This is a genomic window from Methanolinea sp. (genome assembly GCA_016699325.1).
Lineage (GTDB): Archaea > Halobacteriota > Methanomicrobia > Methanomicrobiales > Methanospirillaceae > UBA9949.
Map to the genome: position 1 here is coordinate 1,543,776 of CP064971.1, position 25,732 is coordinate 1,569,507.

The following is a 25,732-nucleotide window of genomic DNA, read 5'->3' on the forward strand; positions in this document are numbered from 1 at the left end:
GTCACCCCTGCAGCGTGATGGTCTTGTCCAGGATGTACTTCCCGCTCGGCACGTGAAGCAGCTTGATCTCGAGATTGCAGTTCCTCTGGACACATTCTCCCAGCAGTGCGAACTCTTCATCAGTCGGGTTCAATGGATCCTTTACGAGGCCGACGAAGTTCGCGGTATAGCCGTTATTGAAAGTGCGTGCGACATCGCCCGGCAGCCAGACTGCCTGCCCGAACCAGGCGTAGTTATCACCAACGTCCTGATACCCTGAAATCACCCAACCATTGACGGTAACACTTGTCGCCGGGTTACATGGATAAGCGTACTTCTGCGGGTCTGTTAGATGCGGACCACGGGAGTAAGTATAATGAGTCATAGCAATTTGGGGTTTCTCGCTCCGCGCCACTGAAGACGTCGGCGTCTGGACATGCTTGACGACGGTCCCGTTCGGCAGCGTAAGGAACGTGATGAACTCACAGTCCTTGGTCCGGATCGGGTCACCTCCCTGGTGTTCGAACTTGATGTCGAAGTTTCCATCGACAGTCCCGGTACTCACCGCGATGCTCGCCTGTGGGGCCTTCTCGGTGCTGGATACCAGTCCTCCAGCAAAACCTGAGACGACAGCGGCGATGATGATGGTGACAACGAGCATCAGCATCACGCCGACTACTGGTGAGACGGCATCGTCTTTTTCATACTCTTTTATCATCAGAATGTTCCTCCGTAATTGCAATAGGGACGGAGTCCGGAAAAAGGTGGCATCCGGCCATGCAACGGTTCAATGTGCATGGCAGTAGTGCACGGCAGGGTGCACCGAAACTCCCTACACTGGATCAGTAGCACATATATTTAGATAAATGTTACTAAAGATAATGAGATACCAATTCAGTATTATGGATTATTATGGGTATTTTATAAAAGATTATGATTTCGCTGTCCACAACACGATTTTTCGTTCTGTCTTCCATTCTTCCGGATTTCCATCGTCCTATCGTTTCCCGGGTTATCAGTAGAACGCCAGTCTCCCGAACGCTATGATGGCATCGCACCGCTGCGAGAGCAGCGTCCAGGTGAACTCCTCCTTATGCCTGATGGATATCGGTTTTTGTGATGTATCATTGACACTGAAGTTCGTCATCCCGGACCCACGGTCTCCCGAAAGAACGATGGTGTCGCCGGACCGTATGAACGAAAAATCGGATCCTCCCTTGATCTTCATATCGCATGAACTTCGGTTAATGGTCCTATTGGTGATCCGCAACCTCTGATCACCTTGGTCGAGGACGATGGCAAGGTCGTTGATGTTGAGGCCATCACCGCCCATGTGTTCGAATAAAATGGTGCCGTTGTTGTACACAGTCCCCGTAATCGATACCTGCGGCGGTTTTGTCTTGGTCGGCCCGACCCCCCCAACGTAAGCGCTGACTACTGCAGCGAGGATGATGGTGATAGTCAGCATCAGCATCACGCCGACTACGGGCGAAACGGCGGATTGCCAGTCCCTGGTTTTGATCATGGACACCTCCAGAATGTATGACGATTATTCCTTATCGTTTTACGGTATGATAAACATCCCTATATCCATATGGGTCCCGAAGGGAGATGGCACTCCCTGAAATTTGATGTTCAGGAGAGTCCGGATTATTTTTTTAAAAAGATGCAGAATTGTTCTTCTATCAGCATTATCACACAACTGCAGTATCCCGAAATAACTTTGCACCAAGACCAGGCGAATATGTGCAGAACTTAACTGACCGCGATATTGAGCGAATCGTCAAACAGGTCAAGCATCCCCGGACAAGCGGCAAGATTGAACGGGTTTTACAGGTAGAATCAAATCATTCCGGTCAGAATTTCAGTCCGGCGTAAAAATATCAAACCCCGGTCGTGTCCCAATTATGGTGAACCTTATAACGCATTCTGGCATCATCTCCCTCCAGAGCGGATCCCTGGTTTGTCCAGGAATGGTTATATGTGTAAACATGATTCAGGATATCAAACCATTATTACGAAACTACAAAGATTTAATAATCCGTGATACAATCCCTGTTACCTGGAAGTGAAGATAACGCAAGGGGGAGTTCTTGAATGAGAGGAGGGAGATTGGGGGCGTGATGTTCCAGTTCCAGAATCACCGGAGAGCAGGTATTTTCAGGAACCTTGGAAAAATCGCGAATTACGATGAAGAATGTCTCTGGTGCGGTGTAGATCCGGCCCCCGGTGTTTCCGGGAAAAAGTATTGCAGGGTCTGTTGCCGTGGGAGGAAAGATCCGCCCGTGAACTGATTGATGCCCCAGTCAAAATGATGGAGGGCTTGCTCGAATGCCATCGCCCAGGTAGGAGCCCGCACCCTTTAAACCGGGTTTTTTATCGTAAACCTTATACTGAGACAGGACAATAGACATAGCCGGTCAACCATATCCCGAACAACCCAATCCGGGCCCATTTCAGGCTTCTTTTACCGGTGAATCGGGACAGGGTGGCATCTCCACGGGAAATGGTGTCCATCCGCATGATAAATATCGATAAAACCGGTTATCTGTTAGAAATAACCCGGTAAATCGCTTCAAGAAAATGCTTTTTATCGAACCTGCAATTGACACAGCAGTGGACAAGCCCCGTACATCGATCAAAGATGGGATCCGGGTCTGAACTGCGAATGTGAGGGTTGTTTATATATCGACGAAGTTGGATTTTGGCAGAAAAGCTGGCACTTTCGTTAACTCGAGCATTTTAGGTATAAACTGAGCTGGTATATGAAATTGGACGGTTATTAGCCGGTGTAATGAGGATATGGTTCTCCGATGACGAAGAACCACGAGGGGGGAAAGCCCTCCCCTTCCGGCAAGGGGAGAATAGCGATTACTCTGCAGAGAGAATAATATCCAGCCTTTCTATGGTCACATTCGCGGGATATTTAAGATCACTCGGGGGAAGGCCATTCACGGTGAGATTGGTGACACCGCTCCATTCAGGAAGTCTCACCACGGTTGCATTCAGTTTCAGTTGTGAATTACCGTTCCCGCTCGAAGCGCTGTTCAGGGAATGCGGTGTGATATTGACAATTTTTATGGTGATATTATGGTAATCGTTTGAATATTCGGGTTGTTTCAAAAGATTTTTCCGGAACGCATCCCTGGCCTCCAGGTACTGGTTTTCAAGGGAGATCGGAACACTGACAGGGCCCCTGCTGACATTGATTGTTCCTTCCTCCCATGAATATCCCTGGTTCAACCAGAAGTTTGATACCGGTTCATACGTGATATTCGAAAGAAAGCCATATGCGGAAGGAATTCCATCAACATCGATGACGTTTGTAGCGCTTTCCCGTTGATTAATTCGAATCCCTCCCCCTGAACGGATGCTGTTCAGAAGAATATCCCCCCCGCCCAGGGGGATGGACTCGGACATGGTTCCGTTCCGCCAGAGAAATATGGAATTGTCGATGTCTGCACTGAACCGAACCATACCGTTCTCCACATCCCTGAGATGTTCCACCTCGGCCTGCTGCTTGAAACCCGGCAGATAGATGGCATTCCAGATCCCTAAGAGTGTCACCACAACGACAAGGATCATCATGACCGCGACCACCGGCGCGATGGCATCATCATTTTTCATGGCGGGTTCACCATCCCGGAAAAGACAACCGCCCGCGGGGTGACCAGCGAGACTTTGTAGGTTCTTCTGGGGACATTGGTTATGGTGATCCAGCAGCCGAGGTCGAACATCTTGCAATCGGGTGGTCCAAGCAAGAAGGACGCGTTAGAATCGGAATACTTCCGGTTTGTATCATTTTCGGACAGCACCACGGTCAGGTCAGATCTCTTGATAAAGTCCCCCCCCTTGTGATAGAGATGAACGTCGATTAAACCTGTTCCTTTATCCTCCCAGTCCATGATAACCGTCACGCTCGGGTCGCGCGGCGGCGGCAGGAAACTCGATGCAGTCGCCGCAAACACGGCCATCAGGATAAGTACCAGGGTGAGCATCAGCATCTCCCCGACAAGTTCCGACAACGCCTCCTCCCGTTCACAGGACATAGACGAACATCACCACCGTCGCGATGAGGAATAGGATACTGTGCTTGAACCCGGACATTATGTTTGCCGCCGAGAGCTGCCCGGCCATGATCCCGGAGAAGAGGCCGAGGATGATGGCGATCCGGAACATGTCGAGCACGTTTCCAGAGATATCGATGGCAGTGTTCAGCTTCTCAAACGAGGATATGAAAGAGACGTTCAGCACGTAAGCAGTGTAGAGGAAAATGCCGAACGAGAGGTAGATGATCATGATGTAGGCAAACGAGGTGGTGAACCTGTCCCGCTTCATCTTCAGGTAGTGCTCCATGTCCCCGATAGCGATCATCAGGATGTCCCGGATGTAGTCGGTCACCTCGCTTGCCCGGACGATCAGGGAGATGGCCCGCTTGATCATCAGTACCCCGATCCGCTCCTCCATCCGGACCAGTGCGCTCGATACAGGAGAGCCCCAGCGAACCTCATCAGAGACGACCTTGAGCTCGCTCGAAAGCAGCCCGAGCTTGGAATGAGAGATGAGGTGGATGGCCCCCTGAAGGGTCATCCCGATATCTTTCAGGTCGGCGAGCTCCCGCAGGAAATCGGGGATCTGCTCCTCGACCCGGTGGACGTAACGGCGCCGGAGCTCGAAGGCGACCATCACCGGGGAGAGCACAGCGATGCAGAACAGGCTGATGAAGACCTCGAAAGGGTACTTGGGAACAAGGGCGGCAAGGGTGCCGTTCCAGAAGAGGAGGGTCACGGCCAGGCCTAGGATGCCCCCGAGAACCGCACCGAACCGGTAGTCGGCAACGTAGTGGCGGAGGGGGTGTCGGGTGATGTCCTGGAACCGGATCATGGCCCGGGTGGACTTCATCCTCCGCGAGAACTTTCCGGGCGCCTCCCGTTCCCCGCCGGACAGGGGGACACCGGTCTCGTACTCGGTCTCTTCAATCTCCCGCCGGGTGATCTCCAGCCGCTCGGCAGGGAGCACCAGGGAGAGGATCCAGATCATCGCCGCCGCCCCGAGCGGGAGCCCGATGAAGAAGAAGACCATCATGGCCGAGAGCTGGCTCTGGCCGGTCATGGTCTCTGCCGCGGTCATGATGATCACGGCGATGGGGGCGGCGACAAACGCAGATACGTAGACCTCGGCCATGATCTCCATGGTCTTCAACCCCATCTCGAGCTCGTTTCGCGCAACTTCGCGGAAATGGGCGGAGCGGGAAGCAAAAAACTCGGTGATATCCCCGCCGCTCTCGAACATCAGGATCAGGTCGTCCATCAGGCGCTTCAGGTTCGCTGAAGGTGTCGTCCTCCCCAGGTTGCGCATGGCCGTGACCAGGTCGTCGCCGAACAGTTCCACGTCCCGCACGATCATGCCAAACTCCGTGGATACCTCGCCGTACAGGTCATGCTGCTCGTACACGCTCCGGAAGACATTATAGAGCGTCAGGGTGGTGGAGAGGGCCTGCATGTAGGTGATGGCATAGGGGAGATCGATCTCGATTCGCGTCTTTCGCCCTTTTGCGGTAAGCACCGGCTGGACGTAGACCGCACCAAAGACCAGCAGGGTGGGGATAACCACGATGAGAATATCCTGGACCCAGGAAGGGTATGGTTTCAGCACCGTGAACCGGATGGAAAGGACATGGAAGATTACCACCACCGCTACCATCGCGGCAGCGATCATCGCCGTTTGCTGGAGAAGGTAGCGGATGTACTCATCATAGGTCCTTGGGGTCCTTGACCCCCTGAGCGTCCGGCTGTAATTATCCCGGTCAAGGAAGCTGTCTCTCAATGAACGGAAAGCATCAGCTGCTGCCACCGGCCATCTCCTCTGCCATATCTTCGGGAGTGATCCGTTCCGATTTCCGGATCAGGTTGAAGACTCCGCTCACCTCGGCGGAACGGGTAATCCCCTTGCGGGCCATCAGCTCGAGCAGGTGCTTGCGGATGGCCAGCTGCTCCTCGACCTCGCTCCGGGACCATCCCCGTGCGTAGCCGATGCTGTCCAATACGCGGGAATGGTTGAAGTTCCGCTGGAACCGGTCGGTCCGCGGATACCAGGTGTAGAGCTCATGGGACTGGATGGCATCGTTCCGGTCAACCGAGATCTCATTGAGGGATGCACAGCGCCGGATGGCCTTGCCCTCCCTGTACTGCAGGAGCTGGACCACCATCAGGTCCAGCGCACCGAACATGGCCCGCGGGACGTTGATGGGCGGGTTGACCAGCCGGTTGATGGACTCGTCCACGCTGCCGGCGTGCAGGGTGGAGTAGGTGGTATGCCCGGTGTTCATGGCCTGGAATAGGGTCTGGGCCTCGGGCCCCCTGACCTCACCTACGATGATGTATTCCGGTCGCTGGCGGAGGGAAGACCGCAGCAGGGAGAAGAGGTCGATATCCCCCTTGACCGCGTGCCCCGTGGTCTCCCGCGTCTTCGTGGGGAGCCAGTTCTTGTGCGGGAGCTGGATCTCCCGCGTATCCTCGAGCGAGACGATCTTTGCGGTGAGAGGGATGTAGTAGGAGATAGCGTTCATGGTGGATGTCTTCCCGCTCGCCGTTCCTCCCACTATGATCATGCTTTTCCGGTTCTCCACGGCAAGCCAGATGAAGGCCAGGATCTCGGGGCTGTAGGTCCCGTAGCGGATCAGGTCCACAGGGGTCATCGGGTCGGTCTTGAACCGCCGGATGGTGAAGGAGCTTCCCTTTGATGAGACCACGTCGGTATAGGTGATCTGGGCCCGGGATCCGTCCGGGAGGGGGGCATCGAGGAGGGGTGAGGCGATCGAGACCTGCTTGTCCGCTTTCTGGGAGAGCTTCAGGACAAACCGGTTGAGTTCCTCACCGGTGAAAGAGAGGGTTGTCGGCACCGATCCGAACTCGTTGTGGTAAATGTACACAGGGCTTCCGGCACCGTTGCAGGTGATATCCTCGATGAACCGGTCGTGCATCAGCGGGTCGATGGGGCCGTATCCCTGGAGGTTCCGCTCCAGGTAGTAGAAGAGCACCGAGACCCGTTCGTCCGGCATGCCCGGCGAGAACCGGTGCACGGCGCCCCGGACCTCGGGGAAAACCAGCCGGACCTCACCTTTCTTGCGAAGCGATTCGAAGACCACCACGTCGCGGAGGTAGGTGTGCACTTCTTCAAGGAGCAGCCGTTCCTGGAAGCTGACCGGTGGCTCAACGATCCGGTACAGGAGGTCGAAGAGGTCGTTTTCCACTACCAGGGCGTAGGAGAACCCCTTCTTCAGCCAGTAACGGTCGACCAGGCGCTCACCGGGGAGGGGGGTGGCATCGGGAGGTGGTACATCATCGGCTGATCCGGGAGGAATTGCCGCCTCCCTGCTCTCCCGGAAGAGACCGGAAAGCCATGAAAGCGGGGAACCTGCATTCCCGTCTCCGTTCTCTTTCTCCTTCACAGCTCCCCGAACCCACTCCAGGCCTTTCACTCTCTCTCCTCCTGCCCGTATCTTGTGGATTCTACGGCAGGCGTCCCCGGTCCTTCCGGTTGACCGGTTCCGAGTGCTGCTTCAGCGTTTCGGAAACCCTGCTGCGCTTCAGCATCGCCGGGGTCGAGGGAGACAGCCTTCCGGAACGCGGCCAAAGCCTCGCGTGAGCGGCCAAGCGCAAGGAACGCCTCTCCCCGGGCCTTCAGCATCTCCTTTCCTCCTGCAGGAGATTCCAGGAGGGGCTTGAAGATCTCAAGGGCCTCTTCTACCCTTCCAGCATCGGCAAGTACCCTTCCCAGGCGTTGGATGAAGGCGATGTTGCCAGGCTGGTGCTCCATAACTTTCCGGAAATCGCGGGTGGCTTCCGAATACATTCCGCTCCGGGCAAAGGCCTCCCCCCTCTTCTCGTAGAGAGACATGTTTCCGGTATTGAGGGCGATCGCCCGGTCATATGCCGCGGCCTCGTCCCGGAACTTTCCAAGCTCGTGCAGCACATCCCCCATGGCTTCCCAGGTCCGGCCGTCATCTGGCTGTATGGTCAGGGCCCGATCGTACGCGGTCAGGGCCTCGCCAAACCTGCGCAGTGCATGAAATATCCTCCCCTGGCAGATGAAGAGCGAGGGGTTGCCGGGGTTCGCGGCAATCCCCTGCTCAAGGGAGCCAAGGGCCTCTTCTTCCCTCCCGAGCCTGGCGAGCGACCGTGCCCGGGAAAGCCAGAGATCCGATGATCGCGGGTCGATGGCAAGAGCCCGGTCATAGGACTGGAGGGCCTCGTGGTCCCGCGAGAGGCTATGGAGGATCCGGCCCCGGGCGACCCAGATCTCGGCCGAATGCGGGTTGAGCGACAGGGCCCGGTCCAGGGCATGAAGTGCCTCCTGTTCGCGCCCCAGGTTCTGGAGCACGAATCCCTGCTGCCGCCAGGCATCGAAGTTGTCCCGGTCGAGGCTTAGTGCCTGCTTGCAGGAATACAGGGCCTCCTCCTCCCTCCCCACCCGGGAGAGCACCCAGGCCCGGAGGATCCAGATTCCTGCGGACCCGGGGTCACGACCCAGTTCCCGGTCAAAATCCTCGAGCGCTTCCTGGTAGCGTCCGAGGGAGTACAGGGCGATTCCCCGGAACCCTGCCGAGAGTTCCGGACGCTGCTCGAGCACCCGGTCGAACCCGTCAACCAGCTGGCCGCAGTTCTTGATGGTGCAGACACTTCGCCCTCCCTGGAAACGGTAGACTTCGCCACCCTCCATGCTGAGGGCATCGAGCACGGTATCCGCCCCATTATCGGGCAGAAGTTGCTCTTTTTTCGTGGCTGTCAGACCTTCCCGGGACTTTCCACCGGCCAGCGACTTCAGCCCGGTGAGGATACCGGGACCCCTTCCCGGGGACAGGGCCGTATCGGAGGCCCGTGCCGATCCGCTACCGGGAACCCCGGTCTCCTTCTTTTCATCCTGATCGGTAGATCCTCCAGATTGTTTCAGCCTCTTCCAGAACCCCTGGGCAGGAGCTGCCTCAGTGGATACCTGCTCCCCGTGGCTGCCTTCGTAACCATCCGCTTCATGCGGACCCGAAGAGGAATGTTTCAGCCTCTTCCAGAGCCCCCGGGCAGGTACTGCCTCAGTGGATACCTGATCCCCGTGGCTGCCTTCGTAACCATCCGCTTCATGCGGACCCGAAGAGGAATGTTTCAGCCTCTTCCAGAGCCCCCGGGCAGGAGCTGCTTCGCTGGATACCTGCTCCCCGCGGCTGCCTTCGTAGCCATCCGCTTCATGCGGACCCGAAGAGGAATGTTTCAACCTCTTCCAGAGCCGCTCCCCCCTCCCTTTCTCCACGGGGACTGCAACCGTGGCGATGCCCTGTCCTGTTCCTTCGGGTCGGGGTGATTTTTCCTGATGCAGCAAGCCGAGCCTGGCCAGGAGCCCGTCTGCCGACAGACCGGCAGGTTCTTCAACCGATGTGGTCTCTCTCCCCGAAGGCTCCGATGTATGTGAACCACCCGGTGTTGATCCCGAAAAAGATTCGCTCTCCGTTACCCCGGAAGTCTTCAGCTCCCTGATCTTCTCCCTGCACCGCTCGGCATCCCTGTCCCTGCCGGACTTTACGTAGGAATACCCGAGGTTGTTCCAGGCCGCTTTATAGGAAGGGTCCAGATCGAGTGCCTTCAGGTAGTATCTGATTGCCTGGTCAAAATCGCCGCTTTTTGCCGATTCGTCGCCCTGTGACTTCAGGACAGCGGCAAGACCTTTCTTACCTGTCATATCACGACCTTGAGGATGTTTCCCGTTGCAGGGGGGCCGGGAAGCGTATCACCGGGGAAACGGGTAAATTCCGGATCACCGGGTTGCATAACTGATATATACTGTTCATCCATATTGTTTCATACTTTTTTATTGATCTGTAATTAGATCCATCCACCAGAAATTAACCCTTCGGTTGAAGATTCATATCTCTCCGCCATCTCCTGTTTTGCGCCATGAACCGGACACTCTCATCAAATGCTTCCAGTTTCTCCACTTCGATGATCCATGTGGCCTCGCTGGGAAGCCTGGGGAACACACGGGAAAAATCGATACACCCGGTCCCCAGGGCCAGATGTTCATCGGAGTATCCGTTGTTGTCGTGAAGATGGACGTGGAGTGGATTTCCGGCAGCGAGGAACTTCTTCAGCAGCCCGTTGACATTGGCATGGCCGATATCCAGGCAGAAAGAAAGCCCTTCTTCCTCCAGGACCGGCAGGAAGGAGGGGTCCTTAAAATGGCAGACCTGCCAGGCCCCCATGTTCTCGATGGCGACCGGTACGCCATACTCTTCTTGGATTGCCGCAAGATCCCGGAGGGAAGCCCTCAAAGCCTCATAAGACTGGTCACGCATCCCGAGCCATGGAGAGAACCCCGGGTGCACAACCACGCATCCGGCATTGATCCCGCCCGCCTCCCTGCATACCTCCCGGAGAAGGTTCAGCGAAGCCTGCCGGATCGGCTCCCGGTAACTGGCGATGTTGATATCGGTTGTCGGGGAGTGGACGGTGTAGCGGAGGTCAAAGGAGGAGCAGGCTTCTGAACAGGCAAGGAGATCGTGCCTGGCATCCGAGAGGATCTCCACGGTTCCGGTACGGGCCGAGAGGATATCCAGGACATCGGCCAGATCGTGGTTCAAGAGGCACCAGGTCGAGCACCCTAACTCCGTCATGAACTTCTCCCGATAATCCCGGCAACGGCACTCATAGTCGAGCGGACATCCTCTGTGATGACGGCCCCGTTTGCCGCCAGTCGCTCCAGGGCTGCTGCGGCTTCGCCACCGGTAAAGTCCCATTCCTCGCCTTCTTTCTGGTGGCTGTCGAGAATCACGATACCCCCGACTTTCGCCGATTCGAGGACGCGGAGGTTCCCGATGTTCCCTGCTCCCCACAACCCGCGGGTCAGGACCACCACGTTTGTCTCATCGAGCACCAGGGCAAGTTCACCCATGGAACCGGTGGAAACCGGGCTGAAGGGCGGCTCGGAGATGCATGGGATCCCGAGCATTCGTGCGGTCCGGTAATCGGAGTCGTTTACCGAGAGCACCCCGGCGGTCACCTGGTAGCCTGCAGTGAAGAGGCCCTGCAGCAGGTCAGACCCCTCTCCGCCACCGCAGATGACATGCACTCTCCCGCCCTTCCCCTGGCCGTTCTCCGGCCTCGTGAGAGGGGAGATGACCGGGCGGCCGGTGAACGGGTTCTTCCGGACAATAACGTCGATCCCGAACGCGGTCCGGATTGCGTCACGGGTAAGCACCTCTTCAGGGCTGCCCATTACCAGGATCCGGTGATTGTGGAGGAGGATGAGGCGGTCGCAGAAATGGGCGGCATAGTTCAGGTCATGGAAGACCCCGAGGACGGCGATCCGGTGTGACAGGTCCTTCATGGCATGGAGGATGCTCACCTGCTGCCCGAGGTCGAGGTGGGCGGTAGGTTCGTCGAGGAGAAGGATGCGGGGCTGCTGGGCAAGGGCACGGGCGATGATAACCCGCTGGAGTTCCCCACCACTGATAGCCCGGACGGACCGGTCTGCTAGGTGGGTTATGCCGGTCGTCTCCATGGCGTTCCGGCAAATCTCCCGGTCTTCGTCTTTCTCCCGCCCAAACCTCCCGATATGGGGATAGCGCCCCATCAGCACCACATCCCTTACCGTGAAGTCGAACCCCGGTTCGGACGCCTGGGGGACGACAGCGACTTCCCGCGACAGTTCAAGGGAGGAAAACTCGCCGAGTGCCCGGTCATCGAGAAGGATGACGCCTCTCGAAGGAGGGACGATGCGGGAGATCGCCTTTAAGAGCGTGGTCTTTCCCGACCCGTTGGGGCCGATGATTCCGAGGAACTCTCCTGTCCCGCTCTGGAACGAGACCTCCCGCAACACTGCCTGCGCCCCGTAATCAAGGTCCACATCCCGGATTTTTATCATTTCATGTACCTCCGCTTGAGGAGGAAGATGAAGAACGGGGCGCCGAAAAATGCAGTAACCACCCCGACGGGAACCTCGTTGCCAACCGTCCGGGCCAGGGTGTCGGAAAAGACCAGCAGGATTCCGCCGGTCATCATTGATGCCGGCAGGAGGATCCGGTGGTCCGGTCCGGCCACCAGGCGCACCAGGTGGGGGGTGATCAGCCCGATGAACCCGATGCTGCCGGCGATGGCAACGGCAAGGCCGGTGATGAACGAGCTTGCCAGTAAAAGCGATCTCTTCAGGAACTCGGTGTCCACGCCAAGGTGGAGGGCATCCTCCTCACCAAAGGCGAAGATGTTCAGCTCCCTGGAGAAGAGAAAGAGCGAGAGCGAAGCGGGAACGATCAGGAGTCCTATCCATACGTCATTCCATGAGGTACTCCAGAATCCGCCCATCAGCCAGAGAAAGATCTGGTGGAGACTCTCTCCAGCGGTATACATCAGGAATGAAAGGATTGCCGAAAGGAACAGGGAGACGGCAATCCCGGTGAGAAGGAGCTGTTCTACCGGGATTCTCCCTCCCTTTCGGGAAATCCCGTAGACAAGGAACGTGGCCACGATGCAGCCTACGAAGGCGAGCACCCAGTGGAACGCGCCGGCCAGAAAAACAATAGCAATCGCCGCCCCGAGCGCACCGCCTGAGGAGGTCCCGAGGAGGTAGGGGTCGGCCATCGAATTGCGGAACAATCCCTGCATCACCACACCTGCCGCGGCAAGGCCGGCCCCGACCAGCAGGGCAGCAATCACCCGGGGGAGTCTCACGGAAAAAAGGATGATCGAGGAGGTCTCATCCCATGCCAGGCCCAGGAAAGGGGTACCCGCCGGTCCGATTGCGGTGCAGACCAGGACGCTTGCCACCACCGCCAGGGAGAGGGGGACGAGGAACAACCCACGTTTCTGCATGATGATGAAAGTTTATTTGTCTTAATTAAAATTATATTTATTCATATGAAGCCGGGGATGACATGGCTGACCTGATCGTTGGCGGGGGTCGGTACGGTGAGCGGGCGGCCCAATATCTCATTGAGCAGCGCCGGCAGTTCGTGGTAGTGGACCCTGATCCGGAATGCACGGCAGTTGCAGGCATTAGGAAACAGCAGGGAACATATCCAGTAATTCCTGGAGGGCTTGATGCTGCACTCCGGGCATTCATGGACTACAGACCGGGACTGGTCTTTCCCACCGCACCGGCGCACGTGGCAGCAGGGCTGGTGTGCGAAGCAGGAGGGTTCCGCGAATCCCCTGGCGGCATCCCAGGGATCCTGGAGCGTATCCCGCCCGGACTGGTGCTGGGCACCCGGGGCGGGTCGGTGTTTCTCTCGGTGAACCGGGATTCCACCTGCATCCCTGACTGCCCCTCTCCTGATACCTGCCCTGTCACCGGAGAGGACCGCAGTGAACCGCTCCATCAGCGGCTCCGGCAGGCTCTCCCGCGGGCCTTTATCCTGGAGAGCATCCAGGTCGCTCCCGGGCTCGGGGCCTTGCGGGGAAACGACGTCGCGGACCTAATCAGGCAGGTAGGGGGAAGAAAGCAGGTCATCATCGGGACAGCCTGCCGCTGTCATGGCGTGGTGACAATGCTTGTTTCCAGGCAGGAGACGGAATCAACAACCGGCATGAACCGGGCTTACCGGATTGATTCAGTCTGAAACAGTAAAGTGGTGCAGCCGGGACCACCCTTTGCCATGTTCTTTTACCACGTGTTCTGCCACTGCAGCGGTGTTTCCGGCCGCAAACGATGTTTTTTAAAAAGTTCAACTGGTTTTACTCTACGCAAATACTATTTTAGCAAAGACATTTGTACATACCTTCCCAAGCGCCCCCCCGGGGTAGTACATAATACTGGTGGTTGCAGTGAATGGGGGCGAAACCTGTCTGTTCAGCCATCAATGCAAAAAAAGTCGCGGAGAAGAGTGGTCCCGTAAATTATTCTCACTCCCGCCGACCCGCCTGCTCTCTTCCTTCAGGGTCCACAGCACGAATGCATCACTCGGGGGAAATGATTTTCCGGAGATAATCCGGGGCGATTCCTCGCGCGTATCAAGTATGGTGAACTGTGCACCGTCCCCTGTCCGGAAGGAACACCTGACCTCGTAGACCGGTGAAAGGTCCCCGGGTTTCCGGGTGGTGGGTCCACCCGCAGGCGACGGCAACGGCCCATTTCGTCCTGTGGATGCCCACGTAACACGGTCCCCAGAAGTACCCCCGGCGCGCCGGACATGGGTAGTCGATTCAAACGATTCCACGGCACTTTTCACGGTGCCGTATGGACTGTGTCCAAAATATGGGTGACATCGCATCACGCAGGGGAAGGACCCCCAGACCTGGTTCAGAACCCCTTCCTCATGGCGATCAGGCCTGCACCGATGCAGGCCATGCATGCGATCAGCATCCCGAACCCGGGCACCCGGGCTCCCTGCGTCGGCGTCATAACCGGTGTATCGTTCCCAAACAACTCCGGGTGAATGGCCGCCGCAAACATTTCCAGTGCATCCACGATACGCGGGCCGGCGCGGTCCACCGTATCCGAATCTACGATGGAGATCCGGTTTTCTTTGATGGCGGTAACCCCGGCAAACCGCGGTTCGTTTCGGAAGAACCGGGCAATCGCATCCTCTCCTCCTCCCATGCCGGAGCCCGCGTTCACGATGAGAACGTCAGGGTCGGCGTGGATGAAGTCCTCGATGCCGATGTTCTTCCATCCCTCAACCCCGGGGAAGGCGTTCTCTCCCCCAGCCTTCATGATCAACTCGTCCTGGAAGGTGCCTTTCCCGCTCACGTAAATGGGATCGTTCCAGATCACGTGGGCAACGGTGGGGCGCTCCGATGCCATGCCGGCCCGCTCCTCCACGGCATTGATGCGCTGTTCAAGGCCTCCTGCAAGAGCGGCGGCGTTAGCCTCCGCGCCGGCAGCCTTGCCGACCAGCCGGATATTATCCAGCACGTCAGCGAGCGTTCGGGGGTGCAGGGCGACGACGGGATAGCCGAGCATACGCAGGTTTTCCAGGATCTCCTCGCCGTTGCCGTAACTGGCGAGGATAAGGTCTGGCTTGAGCGCGATGACCTTCTCGATATTCACCGTGTTGTATCCTCCGATCTTCGGTTTCTCCAGCGCTTCAGGGGGGTAGTTGCAGTACTCGGTGACACCGATGATGCGGTCACCCAGGCCGAGAGCGTAGAGGATCTCGGTGTTTGACGGGGAGAGGGAGATGATCCGCTGCGGTGTGCCGTTGATGATCACCGCGGTGCCCATGTCGTCGGTGAGGGCGACGGCGGTGGCTGGCAATACAATAAAACCGACAAAAAGTACGATGGTGAGTGTAATGTGCCGTTTTGATACATGCATATTATCAGGTTTATCCTGGATCATATTGACATTCATCCTGTCTTCCTAACAAGCAAGGTAATGATGAAGAGGAGGAATGGGGAGAATCACTCCAAATCATTCCATTCCTCTCTGCCGTTCGACAAAGCATGTTATCGGTAGCATCAGAACCGGATAACCTGGCAATTATACCAGAACAACAGTTCCCGATTGGATAACCTTCCCGCTCGCTTTGTTGATGACCTTATACTCCGCCTTCGTGTTCAGGTAAAGTCCCATCCCGCCAGCAGCGCCTTCGGGTTTCCAGGAGATCTGGGCTGCATTGTTGAAACCAGAGTGATCATCAATGCGGCAATTATCTGCATAGAGCATGAACTTGTCGCCCGGAGTGATGAACCCGTCGCTATCACCGATCTCCATGATGTAGGACTCCACATCATTGGGAAGACAGTTCGTTGTCGGGATCTTGTCATATGTGCTTATGGTATACTTTGCATCACGGCTCTGCAACTGGATGGAAATATCAGAGAGGGCGAAGGCATCGCCACCCATGTGTTCGAAGAGCAACCCGTTCTTGGCGGTGAAATCATCAGGATAATTTGGGTCCCAATTGGTCTTGTTGGTGTCCTGGATATCTTTTATCACCGCGACAACCGAGAGTGACGCCTGCGGAGCCTTACTCGTGTCTGATGCGAGGCCTCCTGCGAAGGCACTCACAACTGCAGCAATGATGATAGTCACGACGAGCATCAGCATAACGCCGACGACAGGAGATACTGCATCAGTATTCCTCCTCTTCATAGAACAATCACCTCTTTGTCGTAGATGTACTTCCCGCTCGGTGTGTGCAGGATCTTTACGTCAACAACCCCTCCCGATCCGAATCCATAGGAAGAATCAGTAATATCGAATCCGAGGAGGGCACTGGTGCCCGCATCAGAGCCCGAACTCAAGACATCACCTGTCGTCCAGGTATAATTACCAAAGTCCGTGACTAGATTGATGCCAGAATATCCCAATGACATATCGTTGATGTAAGGCACCCTGGTAAATGTTCCATACCCGTAGAGATCGGTGCTCTCGCTTGCTGGTGTCTGTCTGTGTTTTATTATGGTACCATCTGTTAATGTGTAGTATGTGACGATTTCAAGATCCTTCGTAGGGATTGAATCGCCACTAAGATGCTCAAATACCATCTTCCATTGGACATTTGCCGGTCTCATGCCGCCATCGTCCTGCATGAACCTGACATCGATCGATGCCTGTGGCGCTGCCTTCGTGCCGCCCGCCAAACCGCCGGCAAATCCGCTCACCACGGCGGCGATGATGATGGTCACCACCAGCATGAGCATGACGCCAACGACCGGTGAGACGGCATCTTCGTTTCGTTTCATAATCAGTATTCCTCCAACTTCTGGAGTTGCACAGGGAGGGCCCGTCCCTGAACAACACAACTGAGTCTTAGTTAGAACTATAAATATTGATCAATCTTATTTTCTGTAACTAAGGCTTACTTGTTAAGTCGACGAATACATATTTCATTTCCGGGTAGTCTTTCATTCCTGGGAGAACTGACATGAAATGCTGTTTTCCAGATTCCACCCTTATTATTGAAGATGAACCCGAGAGGAACAGATGGAGGGTATCGGTCCGGCCACCGCCCTTTTCAACAATTCTGTTCCGCGCATGTGGCACGATGACCACCCTGGAGGTTGCCTGGAACGAGTAGGGCGGGTCCGCTGTATTTCGGGATGCTCACCTGCCGTTCCCGTGGGTGCCATGGTGATCTCCCGTTCCGGGTTCCCAGCCGTGTTAATCACGGTGGGAATCTCGGGAAACATCATCAGTACCATCGGTATGAGCGGTGAGGGCATCTCGCGCCAACGGGCTGCTGGAAGGCCTTACATAGCCGGCCAGTGCAAAGACACGGGCAATCCTCGAGACCGGGAAGGGGATTCAAGATACTACTGCCGATGCAACCACCATGACCTGCCAGGACGCCGCGGTTCACTGCTGCACCTGGCACAGTGACTCCCGTGAGAAGCCAGCGTGTTGCCTGTGCCAGGAAAGGAGTGCCCTGGCACTGTCCCGCTATGAAGAAGGGGTCGTGATACCTGGTTGGCATCGACCTGACGATTCGAATTGTGCATCCGATGACGTATATAACTTCTCCGCGAAAAAACCTAATCTGTAAGATATTTATGATATTACGTCATACAAAACTTCGAATGGCACGCTCTCCCCCCCGACCACGAACCCTACTGATCGTGTTTTTTTTACTTGCATTCTCATTGTTTCCGGGTTGTATTGAGATGGGAAATGAGGTTGACGAAATACATCGCGTGCAGACCTCAGTTCCCTCGGAGCCTTTATCTCCAGCTCCGGTATTCACTCCTTCCGGACCGGTCGTCACACCATCTCCTACACAGGTCATCGGGACGGTTGTGGACGCAGAACCCATCCCTCCTTCGGTGGCAGTCACCCCCTCCTACCGGGAAATGAGCCCTGACGGGGGGAATCTGGCCCGGCCAAACGAGATGCCGACGGCTACGTTCAAATCATCGGTGTACAGTCTGAGGTATACCGACATCGGTCTGCTCGCGACGGTTGAACAGGCACCGTTCGTGATCGAATTCTGGACCAGCGCCTACAACCAGAACCCCTACGACTCGCTCGTGGTCATCACCGTCAGGGATCCCTGCACCGGGGAGATTATCCTTGAAGACGGGTACAACGGGCTCTACAGCTCGGATCCCTACAAGCGGATGGTCATCCGGAAGAGCGGGCAGTTCCATGTCAATATCTATGGGATGAGAAGTGGGATCGAGGTAAAGTTCAGGGGCGGGGTTGACGAATCGGCTGCAGAGCCGTATGGCGAATGGGGTGTTCCCCGACCAGTCGTAAGGGAAGTCATGAGCGAAGAAGAGTATCTCCGGATGATGGAGGAGATGTGAAGAGATCCCGGGAACAATCAATCGTGCGGCAGGATCTGACCTTTTTTCTTTGTGAGATCGACCTTCAGCCCGCCTGCGTCATCAGCCAGAGCGCCCCGGTGTTGTGGAGAGCGACGATCACGTAGAAGGCGATGATGAGCGCCATGGCGGAGGTTCCGCTCCAGGCGACTTTCTCTTCTGCCCACGTGCAGATCCCGGAAATATAGATCAGCACTCCCCCCTTCACGATAATATGGACCATTGGACAGGCCACCACGGCCGTCATCAGGTGGTTCAGTTCAACCCCTCCAAAGAGAAGGATTGCTTCCGTGGTAATGATATCAATGCTAAAGAGGATGTACAGGATGAGGATTCCCAGGAAAAGATGGAGATGAATATCCGATCGAAGAAAAGTTTCCCCGGTGGCTGACAGATCCGGATAGGTCAAGTTCCCGGAACCATTATCCATGTTTTACCCCAATAGTCTTGCACTTCGTCCATGAACTATAAACATTACCCTTAAATTATCCTTTTTTCCGGGAAAAAACGATAAGACTTCAATATTTTAGCAAGAAGACCGAAAAGTGTTTTAGAGTGTCGCACCAGGTATTACACCTTCCTGTAAACCGATTACTGGAGAGACCGGTAAGAGTCCCTGCCGCACTATTGAGTGATCGCTTCATTCCGGGCATACGACATGATGAGGTGAGGGGATGTGATCCGGCAGGTCTATCCTCTGCCGGAAATGAAGGAATGGTACTCCCTCTTCAGAACTCTTCGAGAATTCCGTATCCCCACTGCATGAGCTTCCGCGCTGCTTCCGCTCCCGGCAAATCATCGCACACCAACCCCCTGGATGCGAGATACCGTTCGACCAGCCGGGTGGATGCAGGGATGATACGCTCGGTCTCTGCGGGTTCCATGCTCCAGGCATGGAAATAATACACCGGTTTCTTATTCTTCGATTGGTGGATGTAGAGATCGCGACCCCGGATATTGGCTTTTGAACCTTCAAAAGGCGGCCGGGGTGACCTGTAGAGACACACATCTTTGTCGGTATCCAGGATTTCCCGTTTTGTCGTGGTAACAAATTTCATTTGCATGACGCTAAAACCCCCATTTTAGCATAGTTCGGTTCATCCATTCAATGAGGATGGCGTGAATCTGTCGGCTGGCAGGGTGGAGATTTCCCTGGTTCTTCGATCACCCCCACTCCATTCGATTATATCACGATCTATATATTCTTTGTGAGTTGGTGTTACGATTATTTTCATAAATGTCACGTAACCATCCTCCATGTAACAAATGTACAAAACGGGGTTGGCAGATCAAAAAAGGACCGATCCTGAGATCGAAATCCCTATCACGATCAGGCCTGGAAAGGTATTGATCAGCGCTGTTACGAACTGCCCTGCCAGAGATGACCTGTCTTCACGGTCGCTTCTCTTGACACAGCCACCAGCGACCTTAAATAAGCCAGGGCGATGGTTGCTAACAAGGTCAGAGGATGCGGAATGCCCGATGAGGGCATGAACAAAAAATTAAGGAAAACGAACCGGAAGGTATCGAAGTCCGGAATGATGGCGACGATGATGACGGCGCCTCCCACTCCATAGAAAATGACATGATACGGGCACCACCCCGGGGATCGAAGACAGGGCGGCCGTCCCGTAGATAACCGGTGCAGGGCTCCTCCTTCGCTTACACCTACCTCCAACTTTCATTCCTGTAGGCAAACTTCACGTGGCATGGGGGAAAATAGACTCCCATGCCTACCTGTGCCGACTGTTTCCTCTACACCCCGAAGGACGGGAAGGAGGGGGTGTGCGCCATCAACGGCCCGGTCCCTGCCGACCGCGATGCCGGTCGCTGCCCATCCCGCACCTTCCGCCCTAAGGCTTGAACGAACAGGACAGTGCTCTTCCCGGAAAGCCGGGGGGTTTTCGTTTACCCGGAATCCTGTTTCTTTGGCAGGGCTCTTCCCGCTTTCTCGTGAAAAAAAAGGTATCTCCCCGTTCCGGCAGATTTTATCGCCCCTTTTCCTGCTCTTGAACGTATCGTTCTCACTTTCGCCCTGCATGCTCTCCACCCTTATGGGGCTGGCAGGATGAGGAGTACCTGCATGCAGTTCGACCTGCACCCCTCGGTCACGCTCTCCAGCGGGACGTTCTCCGCCCTGGTGGCACCGGAGGATCTGGTGCTTGCCGGTCTCAACGACAACCCCGTGCTGAAGCGGTTCCTCTTCCTTTTCATCTGCGGGAACTACTCCCGGCTCCTATCCGGCATCAACCGCAGGTCGGTCAGCATCGAGGTGCGACGGGCGTTCACCGCCTTCCAGCTCCTCACCATCCTCCGGGAGTCCTACCACACCATCATCTTTATCGAGCACGACCCCACCCTGTACGAGGAGGTAGGAGCGGAGGTCCTCGGGCAGGTGTCGGAGGCCATGAAGAGCGCCGGACAGGGTTCGGCGGTGGTGCTGTACGCCCCGGCAGAGGACCCCTCCTTCTCGGGCATGGCCCGGGTGGCAGATCGCTTCTTCTCGCTCTCCTCACCCCCTGCCCCTCCGCTGTCGCGGGCCCGCCGTGCAGGGAAGGTGCGCCACCCGGTCGCCCTTGCCCGGGACCAGACCACCCTGGAGCGGTTCTGATGGGCCGGAGTTTCGAGAGCGTCCGGATAGGGGTAAAAGCTATCACCGGGCGCTGGGAACGGATGGCCCGTGTCCTTCCGGGCGCCGACCGGGAGGCCGCCCTCCGGGTGGCTGCCATGGCAAAACAGCACGCCAGCGAGGGGTTTTATGCCTTCAGCGACCCGCTTGAGGCGGCGGTCTTCTCGGTACTCATCGAGCTCCAGAAAGAGCAGGACCGCAGTGCCGGTGATCGCACGCCTGGTCCGGCCCGATCGCGCGATGCCAGGCCTCCCGGTGGTGGCGAGGCAGGACCATGATCATCGACACCCGGTACTACCGTGACGGGGTCGAGATCTGGGAGTGGTCGGCAGGGACGACCCGCCGGACCACGGTACCGTACGCCCCCTCGTTCTATCTCCACCTTCCCGATCCTGCCCTCCACCGGGAGCTCCTGGAATCTCTCGAGGCAGAGTACGGAGCAGAGGAGTGCACGTTCCGGACTATTTTCGGCGAGTGTGATGGCTACCGGATCCCGGCTGGCCGCGAAATCGCCGAGGCGATCGAGCGGCAGACCGGGTATGCCGCGCAGCTCTACAACGTAGACGTCCGGCTCGACCAGCGCTATCTCGCCGGGGTGGGGCAGGTCCCCTGCTGCTGCTTGGGAGAATCCCGGTTCTCTCTCGATTTCCCGATCCCGTTTCGCACCATGACCGTGGAGGTGGAGGGCAGTTCCTTCAGGGGAGAAGCGTTCCGTGCCCTCACGGTGGTCCACGAACGGCACGAGCGGCTCGGGGGCCCGTGGCGGACCGCGCTCGCCGACCTTGCAGGGCTGCTGGCATCCTGCGATCCTGACGTGGTGCTCTTCCCCCGCTCGGACCTCTGGCTGCCCCGGCTCCTCTCCTTGGCCCGGGAGGAAGGTGTGGTGCTCCCGTTCTCAAGGAGCGGGCGGTACCGGGAAATGGCTCAGAAGTCCTACTGGAGCTACGGCAGGACCGAGTTCCGGGCCGGATCGCTCATCCCGGACGGGAGGATCCTGGTCGATACCATCCAGAGCTTCCAGTACCGGGAGAGCGGGCTTCCCGGCATCATTCTCGGTGCCCGGCTCACCGGGCTTCCCCCGAACCTCACCGCCCGGTTCACCTCCGGGACCCTTATATCGGCCTACGAGGTTTACGAAGCCCTTAGGCAGGGTATCGCTGTTCCCTTTCGGAAGAGCGACCCCGAGTGCGTGCGTAAGTTCGACGAGTTGAAAGCTGCCGACCGGGGTGGGATGATGTTTCAGCCGGTTCCGGGCCTGTACGAGCGGGTGTACGAGATCGATTTCACCTCCCTCTACCCTTCCATAATCGTTGCCTGCAACCTCTCACCCGAGACCCTCGGTTTCCCGGAGCGGCAGGGGTTCCTGCCCGAAGTGCTTGCCCCGCTCCTCTCCCTCCGGAAAGAGAGCAAGGCCCGGAAGGCCACGGATCCGGCGTTTGCCGGGACCGATGCCCTCCTCAAGTGGATGCTCGTGACCTGCTTTGGGTACACAGGATACAAGAACGCCAAGTTCGGGCAGATTGAAGTGCACGAGAAGATCACGGGGCACGCCCGGGAGATCCTGGTCCGGACCAAGGAGATCGCTGAAGACCTGGGTTTTTCTGTCCTTCACGGGATCGTGGACTGCCTCTTTGTGCAGGACGGGCCGGCAGCGGTGCTCAAGGAGCGGGTCGAGTCGGAGACCGGACTTCCTACGACAGTGGATGCTTACGACTGGATCGCCTTTCTCCCCATGCCGGATGGTTTCGGTGCCTACAACCGCTATTACGGGCGACTCTCCACCGGGGATCTGAAGGTGCGGGGGATCGCTGCCCGCAGGGGAGACACTCCGGTCTTCGTGCGGGACGTGCAGGAGCGGATGCTTTCCACCATCAGGGATGCGGAGGATTGCAAGGAGCTGGCCGCACTGTCGGACAGGGTCGGCGAACAGTACCGGGAAGCGGTGGCCGGTCTCTCCATGGCAGCCCCTGAGGATATGGCTATCTCCCGCCGGATCAGCAGGCTCCGGTACTCCCACCGCTGCCCGGAGGCTTCAGCGGTCGCGGCCTGTACCACGGCCGGGATCGAGATATTCCCCGGGATGCAGGTGAGCTATGTGGTCACCGATGCACGGACCTGGGCGGTGGAACTCGACTGGTCCGCGACCCGCTTCGATGTAGGCTACTACCGGAAGCTCCTTGACAAGGCATGGCTCGAAGTGGCATTCGCTCTCGACCAGGCAAAAAAGGGGTTGGATTCAAACAGTGCCTGGCTGCCCGGTGATGCTTCTACTCGGAGATCCGTGCCTACCATGCAAACCGGGAAATCTCGGTGCCAGCAGCATCATGGACAGTAACGGTATCACCATCGTTGTTCAGCACCGGGGTCGGTGACCCCATGAAGATCTCGGTGCCGCTATCCGTGCCGGGCCCGGTGTGCAGGACGAGCCTGCCACCCGGGAGGAGTGCGGTTTCCGGGAGGATATAGCAAAATCCGTCGCTGTCCCGGACCTGCCATCCGGTGAGGGTGATTGGGTATCCAGCTTCGTTTCCAAGGGTGATGTACTCATCGTTGAGGTTGAAGCGGTCATCTCCTGCAGCATCGTAGTGGACAGCAGCGATGAAGATTCCGGACTGCTGTAACGGGCTGGGTACCATACCGCTCCATACCCCGATCCGGTTGCTCATGGCCCGGTCCTGTATATCGAGGTAATGCGCTCGCCGGCCAAAGGATTCCTTGGTGTACACCCGTGCCAGTCCCTGGGAAAGGAGGAGTTCTCCAACATCGGTCCTGTTCGCGGTATGGACATAGGCGAGGAGCCGGCCATAGCGGTCACGTTCGCCAGCCGCCCGGTCAGTGGTGATCGTCACCACCCCGCCCTCCACTTCCCGGCGCAGGATGGATGACGCTTCCTTGCCCCAGGCCGAGAGGAACCAGGGATCGGAGATTCCTGCAAACGATGATGGTTCGTTTCCTTCCGGTGTCACCTCGGGAGTATCGATTCCCACAATCCGAACTGTCTCCTCGTTCCCGCCCGGGAACGCTACGCGTAGGGTATCTCCGTCGGTCACGTGGACAACCCGGCAGGGATACGGAGTGCCGGGGGCGAACCGGTTCATGCCCGAACCCCCTAGCCTGTCGTTACCGATGTGCAGGGTGCATCCAGTGGAGAGCAGGGAGGCGGTAACGAGGGCGGCCAGGAGCATTGCCGGGAGCATGCAGGATTTCATCTCCCATCGTTTTGCGTGCATCAGGGAAAAAACCCGGGGTATCCTGCAGAGCTGCCTGCACCAGAACGCCGAATTCCAGGCTCACCTTGCGTCCCGTGCCCGCAAGAGACCGAAATGGCTTTGTTCTCCTGTTCTGATGCACTCTCATGCAGGGTGACAACAGCGTGGACGAGAACGAACAAACCCGGCTCTACCAGGAATCCCTCATGCTCCATGAACAGCACCGGGGAAAAATCGAGATACGGGCAAAGGTTCCTATCGAGACAAGAAAGGATCTCTCCCTTGCCTACACCCCGGGAGTGGCAGAAGTCTGCCGGGCTATCAAGAAGGATCGTAACATGGCCTGGCGATACACCCTGAAGTCGAACACCGTGGCAATCGTGAGCGACGGCTCGGCCGTGCTCGGCCTCGGAAACATCGGGGGATACGCGGCCATACCGGTGATGGAGGGGAAGGCGCTCCTCTTCAAAAAGTTTGCCGGAATCGACGCCTTTCCGATTTGTTTTGAAAGCTACCATACCGATTTCGTGGACGAGGTGAGAAATATTGCACCGGTCTTCGGCGGGATTAACCTCGAAGATATCGCAGCCCCCAAGTGCTTCGAGGTCGAAGAGGCCCTCCAGGATATTGGCATCCCGGTGATGCACGATGATCAGCACGGGACGGCCATCACCGTGCTTGCCGCGCTCCTGAACGCCTGCCGGGCCTCGAAAAAGGAGTTTGCCGACCTCCGGATCGTGGTCTCGGGAGCCGGAGCAGCGGGCTATGCCATCACCCGCCTGCTGAAGTGCATCGGCTACAATCAGGACGTCTGCACCATGGTCCGCGATATCATCGTCTGCGATACCCAGGGGATCATCCATCGCAACCGGAAAGGCCTGTACGCCAACAAGTTCAAGTTCATCCTTGCCGGTGAGACCAACCGCTCCGGCCGGGCCGGGAGCCTTGCCGATGCGATGGAAGGGGCCGATGTCTTCATCGGGGTATCGGCACCGGGAATCGTGACCGGCGAGATGATCCGGCGCATGAACGATCATCCCATCGTTTTTGCCATGGCAAACCCTGTTCCAGAGGTGATGCCGGGTATCGCCCTGGACGCCGGGGCCTTTATCGTCGGCACAGGGAGAAGCGATTTTCCAAACCAGATCAACAACGTCCTGGCTTTCCCTGGAGTCTTCCGCGGCGCGCTCGATGCCTGCGCCGAGCGGATAACTGATGAAATGAAAATCGCTGCGGCCCATGCTCTCGCCGGGTATGTGAAGAAACCCTCCCCGGAACACATCATGCCTCCGGTCCTTGACCGCCATGTCGTGCAGGCGGTTTCAGCGGCCGTCCGGGAAGCGGCAGTTGTATCGGGTGTAGCCCGGGATATCGGGTGAATACCGACAGGTTTCATATCATCCGGGGATCCCTTCTTTTTTCGATGCCGGTTGTGAGCATCACCGTGGTTAGGGGATGGAATAATGAATAAATAAAGCTCTCCGGCAAGATTGCCCGCCCGGTCAGCAAATCATGCAGATGCCGGTGGAGCGGGGGACCATCCTGGTACATGTGTATGAAGCAGTAATCCGGGGGGGGAACCCTGCCAAACATCCTCCGGTAGGCCGCATTGGAGAGAGCGCCCCAGGCATCGCATTGCCGTGGACTGGCGTCGCGAAGTGAGGTTG

Annotated in this window: 22 protein-coding genes; 6 read left to right on the top strand and 16 right to left on the bottom strand. The window is 57.2% G+C overall.

What is annotated here, in order from left to right:
• Position 1 precedes the first annotated feature (1 nt).
• From IPI71_08145 to IPI71_08190, 10 genes are all read right to left on the bottom strand, one after another.
• Positions 2–697: a type IV pilin N-terminal domain-containing protein gene (locus IPI71_08145; GenBank protein ID QQR70624.1), complete on the bottom strand. Its 696-nt coding sequence runs from the start codon at positions 695–697 to the stop codon at positions 2–4.
• A 297-nt stretch (positions 698–994) separates the two neighbouring features.
• Positions 995–1,504, bottom strand: a complete 510-nt coding sequence (locus IPI71_08150) for a type IV pilin N-terminal domain-containing protein (GenBank protein ID QQR70625.1) — start codon at positions 1,502–1,504, stop codon at positions 995–997.
• Positions 1,505–2,850: 1,346 nt separating this feature from the next.
• Positions 2,851–3,606, bottom strand: coding sequence for a hypothetical protein (locus tag IPI71_08155; protein QQR70626.1), 756 nt, complete (start codon positions 3,604–3,606; stop codon positions 2,851–2,853).
• Positions 3,603–4,028, bottom strand: a complete 426-nt coding sequence (locus IPI71_08160) for a type IV pilin N-terminal domain-containing protein (protein QQR70627.1) — start codon at positions 4,026–4,028, stop codon at positions 3,603–3,605. Before IPI71_08160 ends, IPI71_08155 begins: the two co-directional genes overlap by 4 nt.
• Complete coding sequence (locus IPI71_08165; protein QQR71993.1) at positions 4,018–5,697, bottom strand: type II secretion system F family protein; 1,680 nt, start codon at positions 5,695–5,697, stop codon at positions 4,018–4,020. The genes IPI71_08160 and IPI71_08165 overlap by 11 nt, the downstream gene beginning before the upstream one ends.
• A gap of 121 nt (positions 5,698–5,818) precedes the next feature.
• On the bottom strand, positions 5,819–7,489 hold the full coding sequence (locus tag IPI71_08170) for a type II/IV secretion system ATPase subunit (GenBank protein QQR71994.1): 1,671 nt from the start codon (positions 7,487–7,489) through the stop codon (positions 5,819–5,821).
• A complete protein-coding gene (locus IPI71_08175; protein ID QQR70628.1) occupies positions 7,456–9,708 on the bottom strand; it encodes a tetratricopeptide repeat protein in 2,253 nt (750 codons plus the stop codon). Before IPI71_08175 ends, IPI71_08170 begins: the two co-directional genes overlap by 34 nt.
• A 163-nt stretch (positions 9,709–9,871) precedes the next feature.
• Positions 9,872–10,639 (bottom strand): sugar phosphate isomerase/epimerase, encoded by a 768-nt coding sequence (locus tag IPI71_08180; GenBank protein ID QQR70629.1) that lies wholly within the window; start codon positions 10,637–10,639, stop codon positions 9,872–9,874.
• Positions 10,636–11,889, bottom strand: a complete 1,254-nt coding sequence (locus IPI71_08185) for an ABC transporter ATP-binding protein (protein ID QQR70630.1) — start codon at positions 11,887–11,889, stop codon at positions 10,636–10,638. The genes IPI71_08180 and IPI71_08185 overlap by 4 nt, the downstream gene beginning before the upstream one ends.
• On the bottom strand, positions 11,886–12,833 hold the full coding sequence (locus IPI71_08190) for an iron chelate uptake ABC transporter family permease subunit (GenBank protein QQR70631.1): 948 nt from the start codon (positions 12,831–12,833) through the stop codon (positions 11,886–11,888). The genes IPI71_08185 and IPI71_08190 overlap by 4 nt, the downstream gene beginning before the upstream one ends.
• Positions 12,834–12,895: 62 nt before the next feature.
• Between IPI71_08190 and IPI71_08195 the strand changes: the two genes are divergently transcribed.
• Complete coding sequence (locus IPI71_08195) at positions 12,896–13,579, top strand: hypothetical protein (protein ID QQR70632.1); 684 nt, start codon at positions 12,896–12,898, stop codon at positions 13,577–13,579.
• 680 nt (positions 13,580–14,259) lie between these two features.
• On the opposite strand, the gene IPI71_08200 is transcribed toward IPI71_08195, so the two are convergent.
• The 3 genes from IPI71_08200 to IPI71_08210 form a co-directional block, all read right to left on the bottom strand.
• Positions 14,260–15,276, bottom strand: coding sequence for a cobalamin-binding protein (locus tag IPI71_08200; GenBank protein ID QQR70633.1), 1,017 nt, complete (start codon positions 15,274–15,276; stop codon positions 14,260–14,262).
• 165 nt (positions 15,277–15,441) lie between these two features.
• Positions 15,442–16,056 carry a type IV pilin N-terminal domain-containing protein gene (locus IPI71_08205; GenBank protein QQR70634.1) on the bottom strand — a complete coding sequence of 205 codons (615 nt, stop codon included), beginning with the start codon at positions 16,054–16,056 and terminating at the stop codon, positions 15,442–15,444.
• Positions 16,053–16,652: a type IV pilin N-terminal domain-containing protein gene (locus tag IPI71_08210; protein ID QQR71995.1), complete on the bottom strand. Its 600-nt coding sequence runs from the start codon at positions 16,650–16,652 to the stop codon at positions 16,053–16,055. Before IPI71_08210 ends, IPI71_08205 begins: the two co-directional genes overlap by 4 nt.
• Before the next feature lie 915 nt (positions 16,653–17,567).
• On the opposite strand from IPI71_08210, the gene IPI71_08215 reads away from it, so the two are divergent.
• Positions 17,568–18,209 (top strand): hypothetical protein, encoded by a 642-nt coding sequence (locus tag IPI71_08215; GenBank protein ID QQR70635.1) that lies wholly within the window; start codon positions 17,568–17,570, stop codon positions 18,207–18,209.
• A 64-nt stretch (positions 18,210–18,273) separates the two neighbouring features.
• On the opposite strand, the gene IPI71_08220 is transcribed toward IPI71_08215, so the two are convergent.
• A complete protein-coding gene (locus tag IPI71_08220; GenBank protein ID QQR70636.1) occupies positions 18,274–18,636 on the bottom strand; it encodes a hypothetical protein in 363 nt (120 codons plus the stop codon).
• 319 nt (positions 18,637–18,955) lie between these two features.
• Positions 18,956–19,291, bottom strand: a complete 336-nt coding sequence (locus IPI71_08225; protein QQR70637.1) for a hypothetical protein — start codon at positions 19,289–19,291, stop codon at positions 18,956–18,958.
• A 1,019-nt stretch (positions 19,292–20,310) separates the two neighbouring features.
• Here IPI71_08225 and IPI71_08230 point away from each other — a divergent pair.
• From IPI71_08230 to IPI71_08240, 3 genes are read left to right on the top strand one after another with little or no spacing between them, the layout of a single operon-like run.
• On the top strand, positions 20,311–20,838 hold the full coding sequence (locus tag IPI71_08230) for a hypothetical protein (protein ID QQR70638.1): 528 nt from the start codon (positions 20,311–20,313) through the stop codon (positions 20,836–20,838).
• Entirely contained in the window at positions 20,838–21,134 is a 297-nt protein-coding gene (locus IPI71_08235; protein ID QQR70639.1) for a hypothetical protein, read from the top strand. Before IPI71_08230 ends, IPI71_08235 begins: the two co-directional genes overlap by 1 nt.
• Entirely contained in the window at positions 21,131–23,191 is a 2,061-nt protein-coding gene (locus tag IPI71_08240; GenBank protein QQR70640.1) for a type B DNA-directed DNA polymerase, read from the top strand. Before IPI71_08235 ends, IPI71_08240 begins: the two co-directional genes overlap by 4 nt.
• Here IPI71_08240 and IPI71_08245 read toward each other — a convergent pair.
• Positions 23,142–24,086, bottom strand: coding sequence for a thermonuclease family protein (locus IPI71_08245; GenBank protein QQR70641.1), 945 nt, complete (start codon positions 24,084–24,086; stop codon positions 23,142–23,144). The genes IPI71_08240 and IPI71_08245 overlap by 50 nt on opposite strands.
• Before the next feature lie 125 nt (positions 24,087–24,211).
• Here IPI71_08245 and IPI71_08250 point away from each other — a divergent pair, with 125 nt between their 5' ends.
• The gene (locus IPI71_08250) at positions 24,212–25,444 is read left to right on the top strand and encodes an NADP-dependent malic enzyme (GenBank protein QQR70642.1); all 1,233 of its coding nucleotides are present in this window, start codon (positions 24,212–24,214) and stop codon (positions 25,442–25,444) included.
• Positions 25,445–25,732 lie beyond the last annotated feature (288 nt).

Bases quoted from the DNA above. Each gene is read 5' to 3' on its own strand.
- IPI71_08145 (QQR70624.1), bottom strand. From the start codon at position 697: ATGATAAAAGAGTATGAAAAAGACGATGCCGTCTCACCAGTAGTCGGC.
- IPI71_08150 (QQR70625.1), bottom strand. From the start codon at position 1,504: ATGATCAAAACCAGGGACTGGCAATCCGCCGTTTCGCCCGTAGTCGGC.
- IPI71_08155 (QQR70626.1), bottom strand. From the start codon at position 3,606: ATGAAAAATGATGATGCCATCGCGCCGGTGGTCGCGGTCATGATGATC.
- IPI71_08160 (QQR70627.1), bottom strand. From the start codon at position 4,028: ATGTCCTGTGAACGGGAGGAGGCGTTGTCGGAACTTGTCGGGGAGATG.
- IPI71_08165 (QQR71993.1), bottom strand. From the start codon at position 5,697: ATGATCGCTGCCGCGATGGTAGCGGTGGTGGTAATCTTCCATGTCCTT.
- IPI71_08175 (QQR70628.1), bottom strand. From the start codon at position 9,708: ATGACAGGTAAGAAAGGTCTTGCCGCTGTCCTGAAGTCACAGGGCGAC.
- IPI71_08180 (QQR70629.1), bottom strand. From the start codon at position 10,639: ATGACGGAGTTAGGGTGCTCGACCTGGTGCCTCTTGAACCACGATCTG.
- IPI71_08185 (QQR70630.1), bottom strand. From the start codon at position 11,889: ATGATAAAAATCCGGGATGTGGACCTTGATTACGGGGCGCAGGCAGTG.
- IPI71_08190 (QQR70631.1), bottom strand. From the start codon at position 12,833: ATGCAGAAACGTGGGTTGTTCCTCGTCCCCCTCTCCCTGGCGGTGGTG.
- IPI71_08195 (QQR70632.1), top strand. From the start codon at position 12,896: ATGGCTGACCTGATCGTTGGCGGGGGTCGGTACGGTGAGCGGGCGGCC.
- IPI71_08200 (QQR70633.1), bottom strand. From the start codon at position 15,276: ATGCATGTATCAAAACGGCACATTACACTCACCATCGTACTTTTTGTC.
- IPI71_08205 (QQR70634.1), bottom strand. From the start codon at position 16,056: ATGAAGAGGAGGAATACTGATGCAGTATCTCCTGTCGTCGGCGTTATG.
- IPI71_08215 (QQR70635.1), top strand. From the start codon at position 17,568: ATGGGAAATGAGGTTGACGAAATACATCGCGTGCAGACCTCAGTTCCC.
- IPI71_08225 (QQR70637.1), bottom strand. From the start codon at position 19,291: ATGCAAATGAAATTTGTTACCACGACAAAACGGGAAATCCTGGATACC.
- IPI71_08230 (QQR70638.1), top strand. From the start codon at position 20,311: ATGCAGTTCGACCTGCACCCCTCGGTCACGCTCTCCAGCGGGACGTTC.
- IPI71_08235 (QQR70639.1), top strand. From the start codon at position 20,838: ATGGGCCGGAGTTTCGAGAGCGTCCGGATAGGGGTAAAAGCTATCACC.
- IPI71_08240 (QQR70640.1), top strand. From the start codon at position 21,131: ATGATCATCGACACCCGGTACTACCGTGACGGGGTCGAGATCTGGGAG.
- IPI71_08245 (QQR70641.1), bottom strand. From the start codon at position 24,086: ATGCACGCAAAACGATGGGAGATGAAATCCTGCATGCTCCCGGCAATG.
- IPI71_08250 (QQR70642.1), top strand. From the start codon at position 24,212: ATGCAGGGTGACAACAGCGTGGACGAGAACGAACAAACCCGGCTCTAC.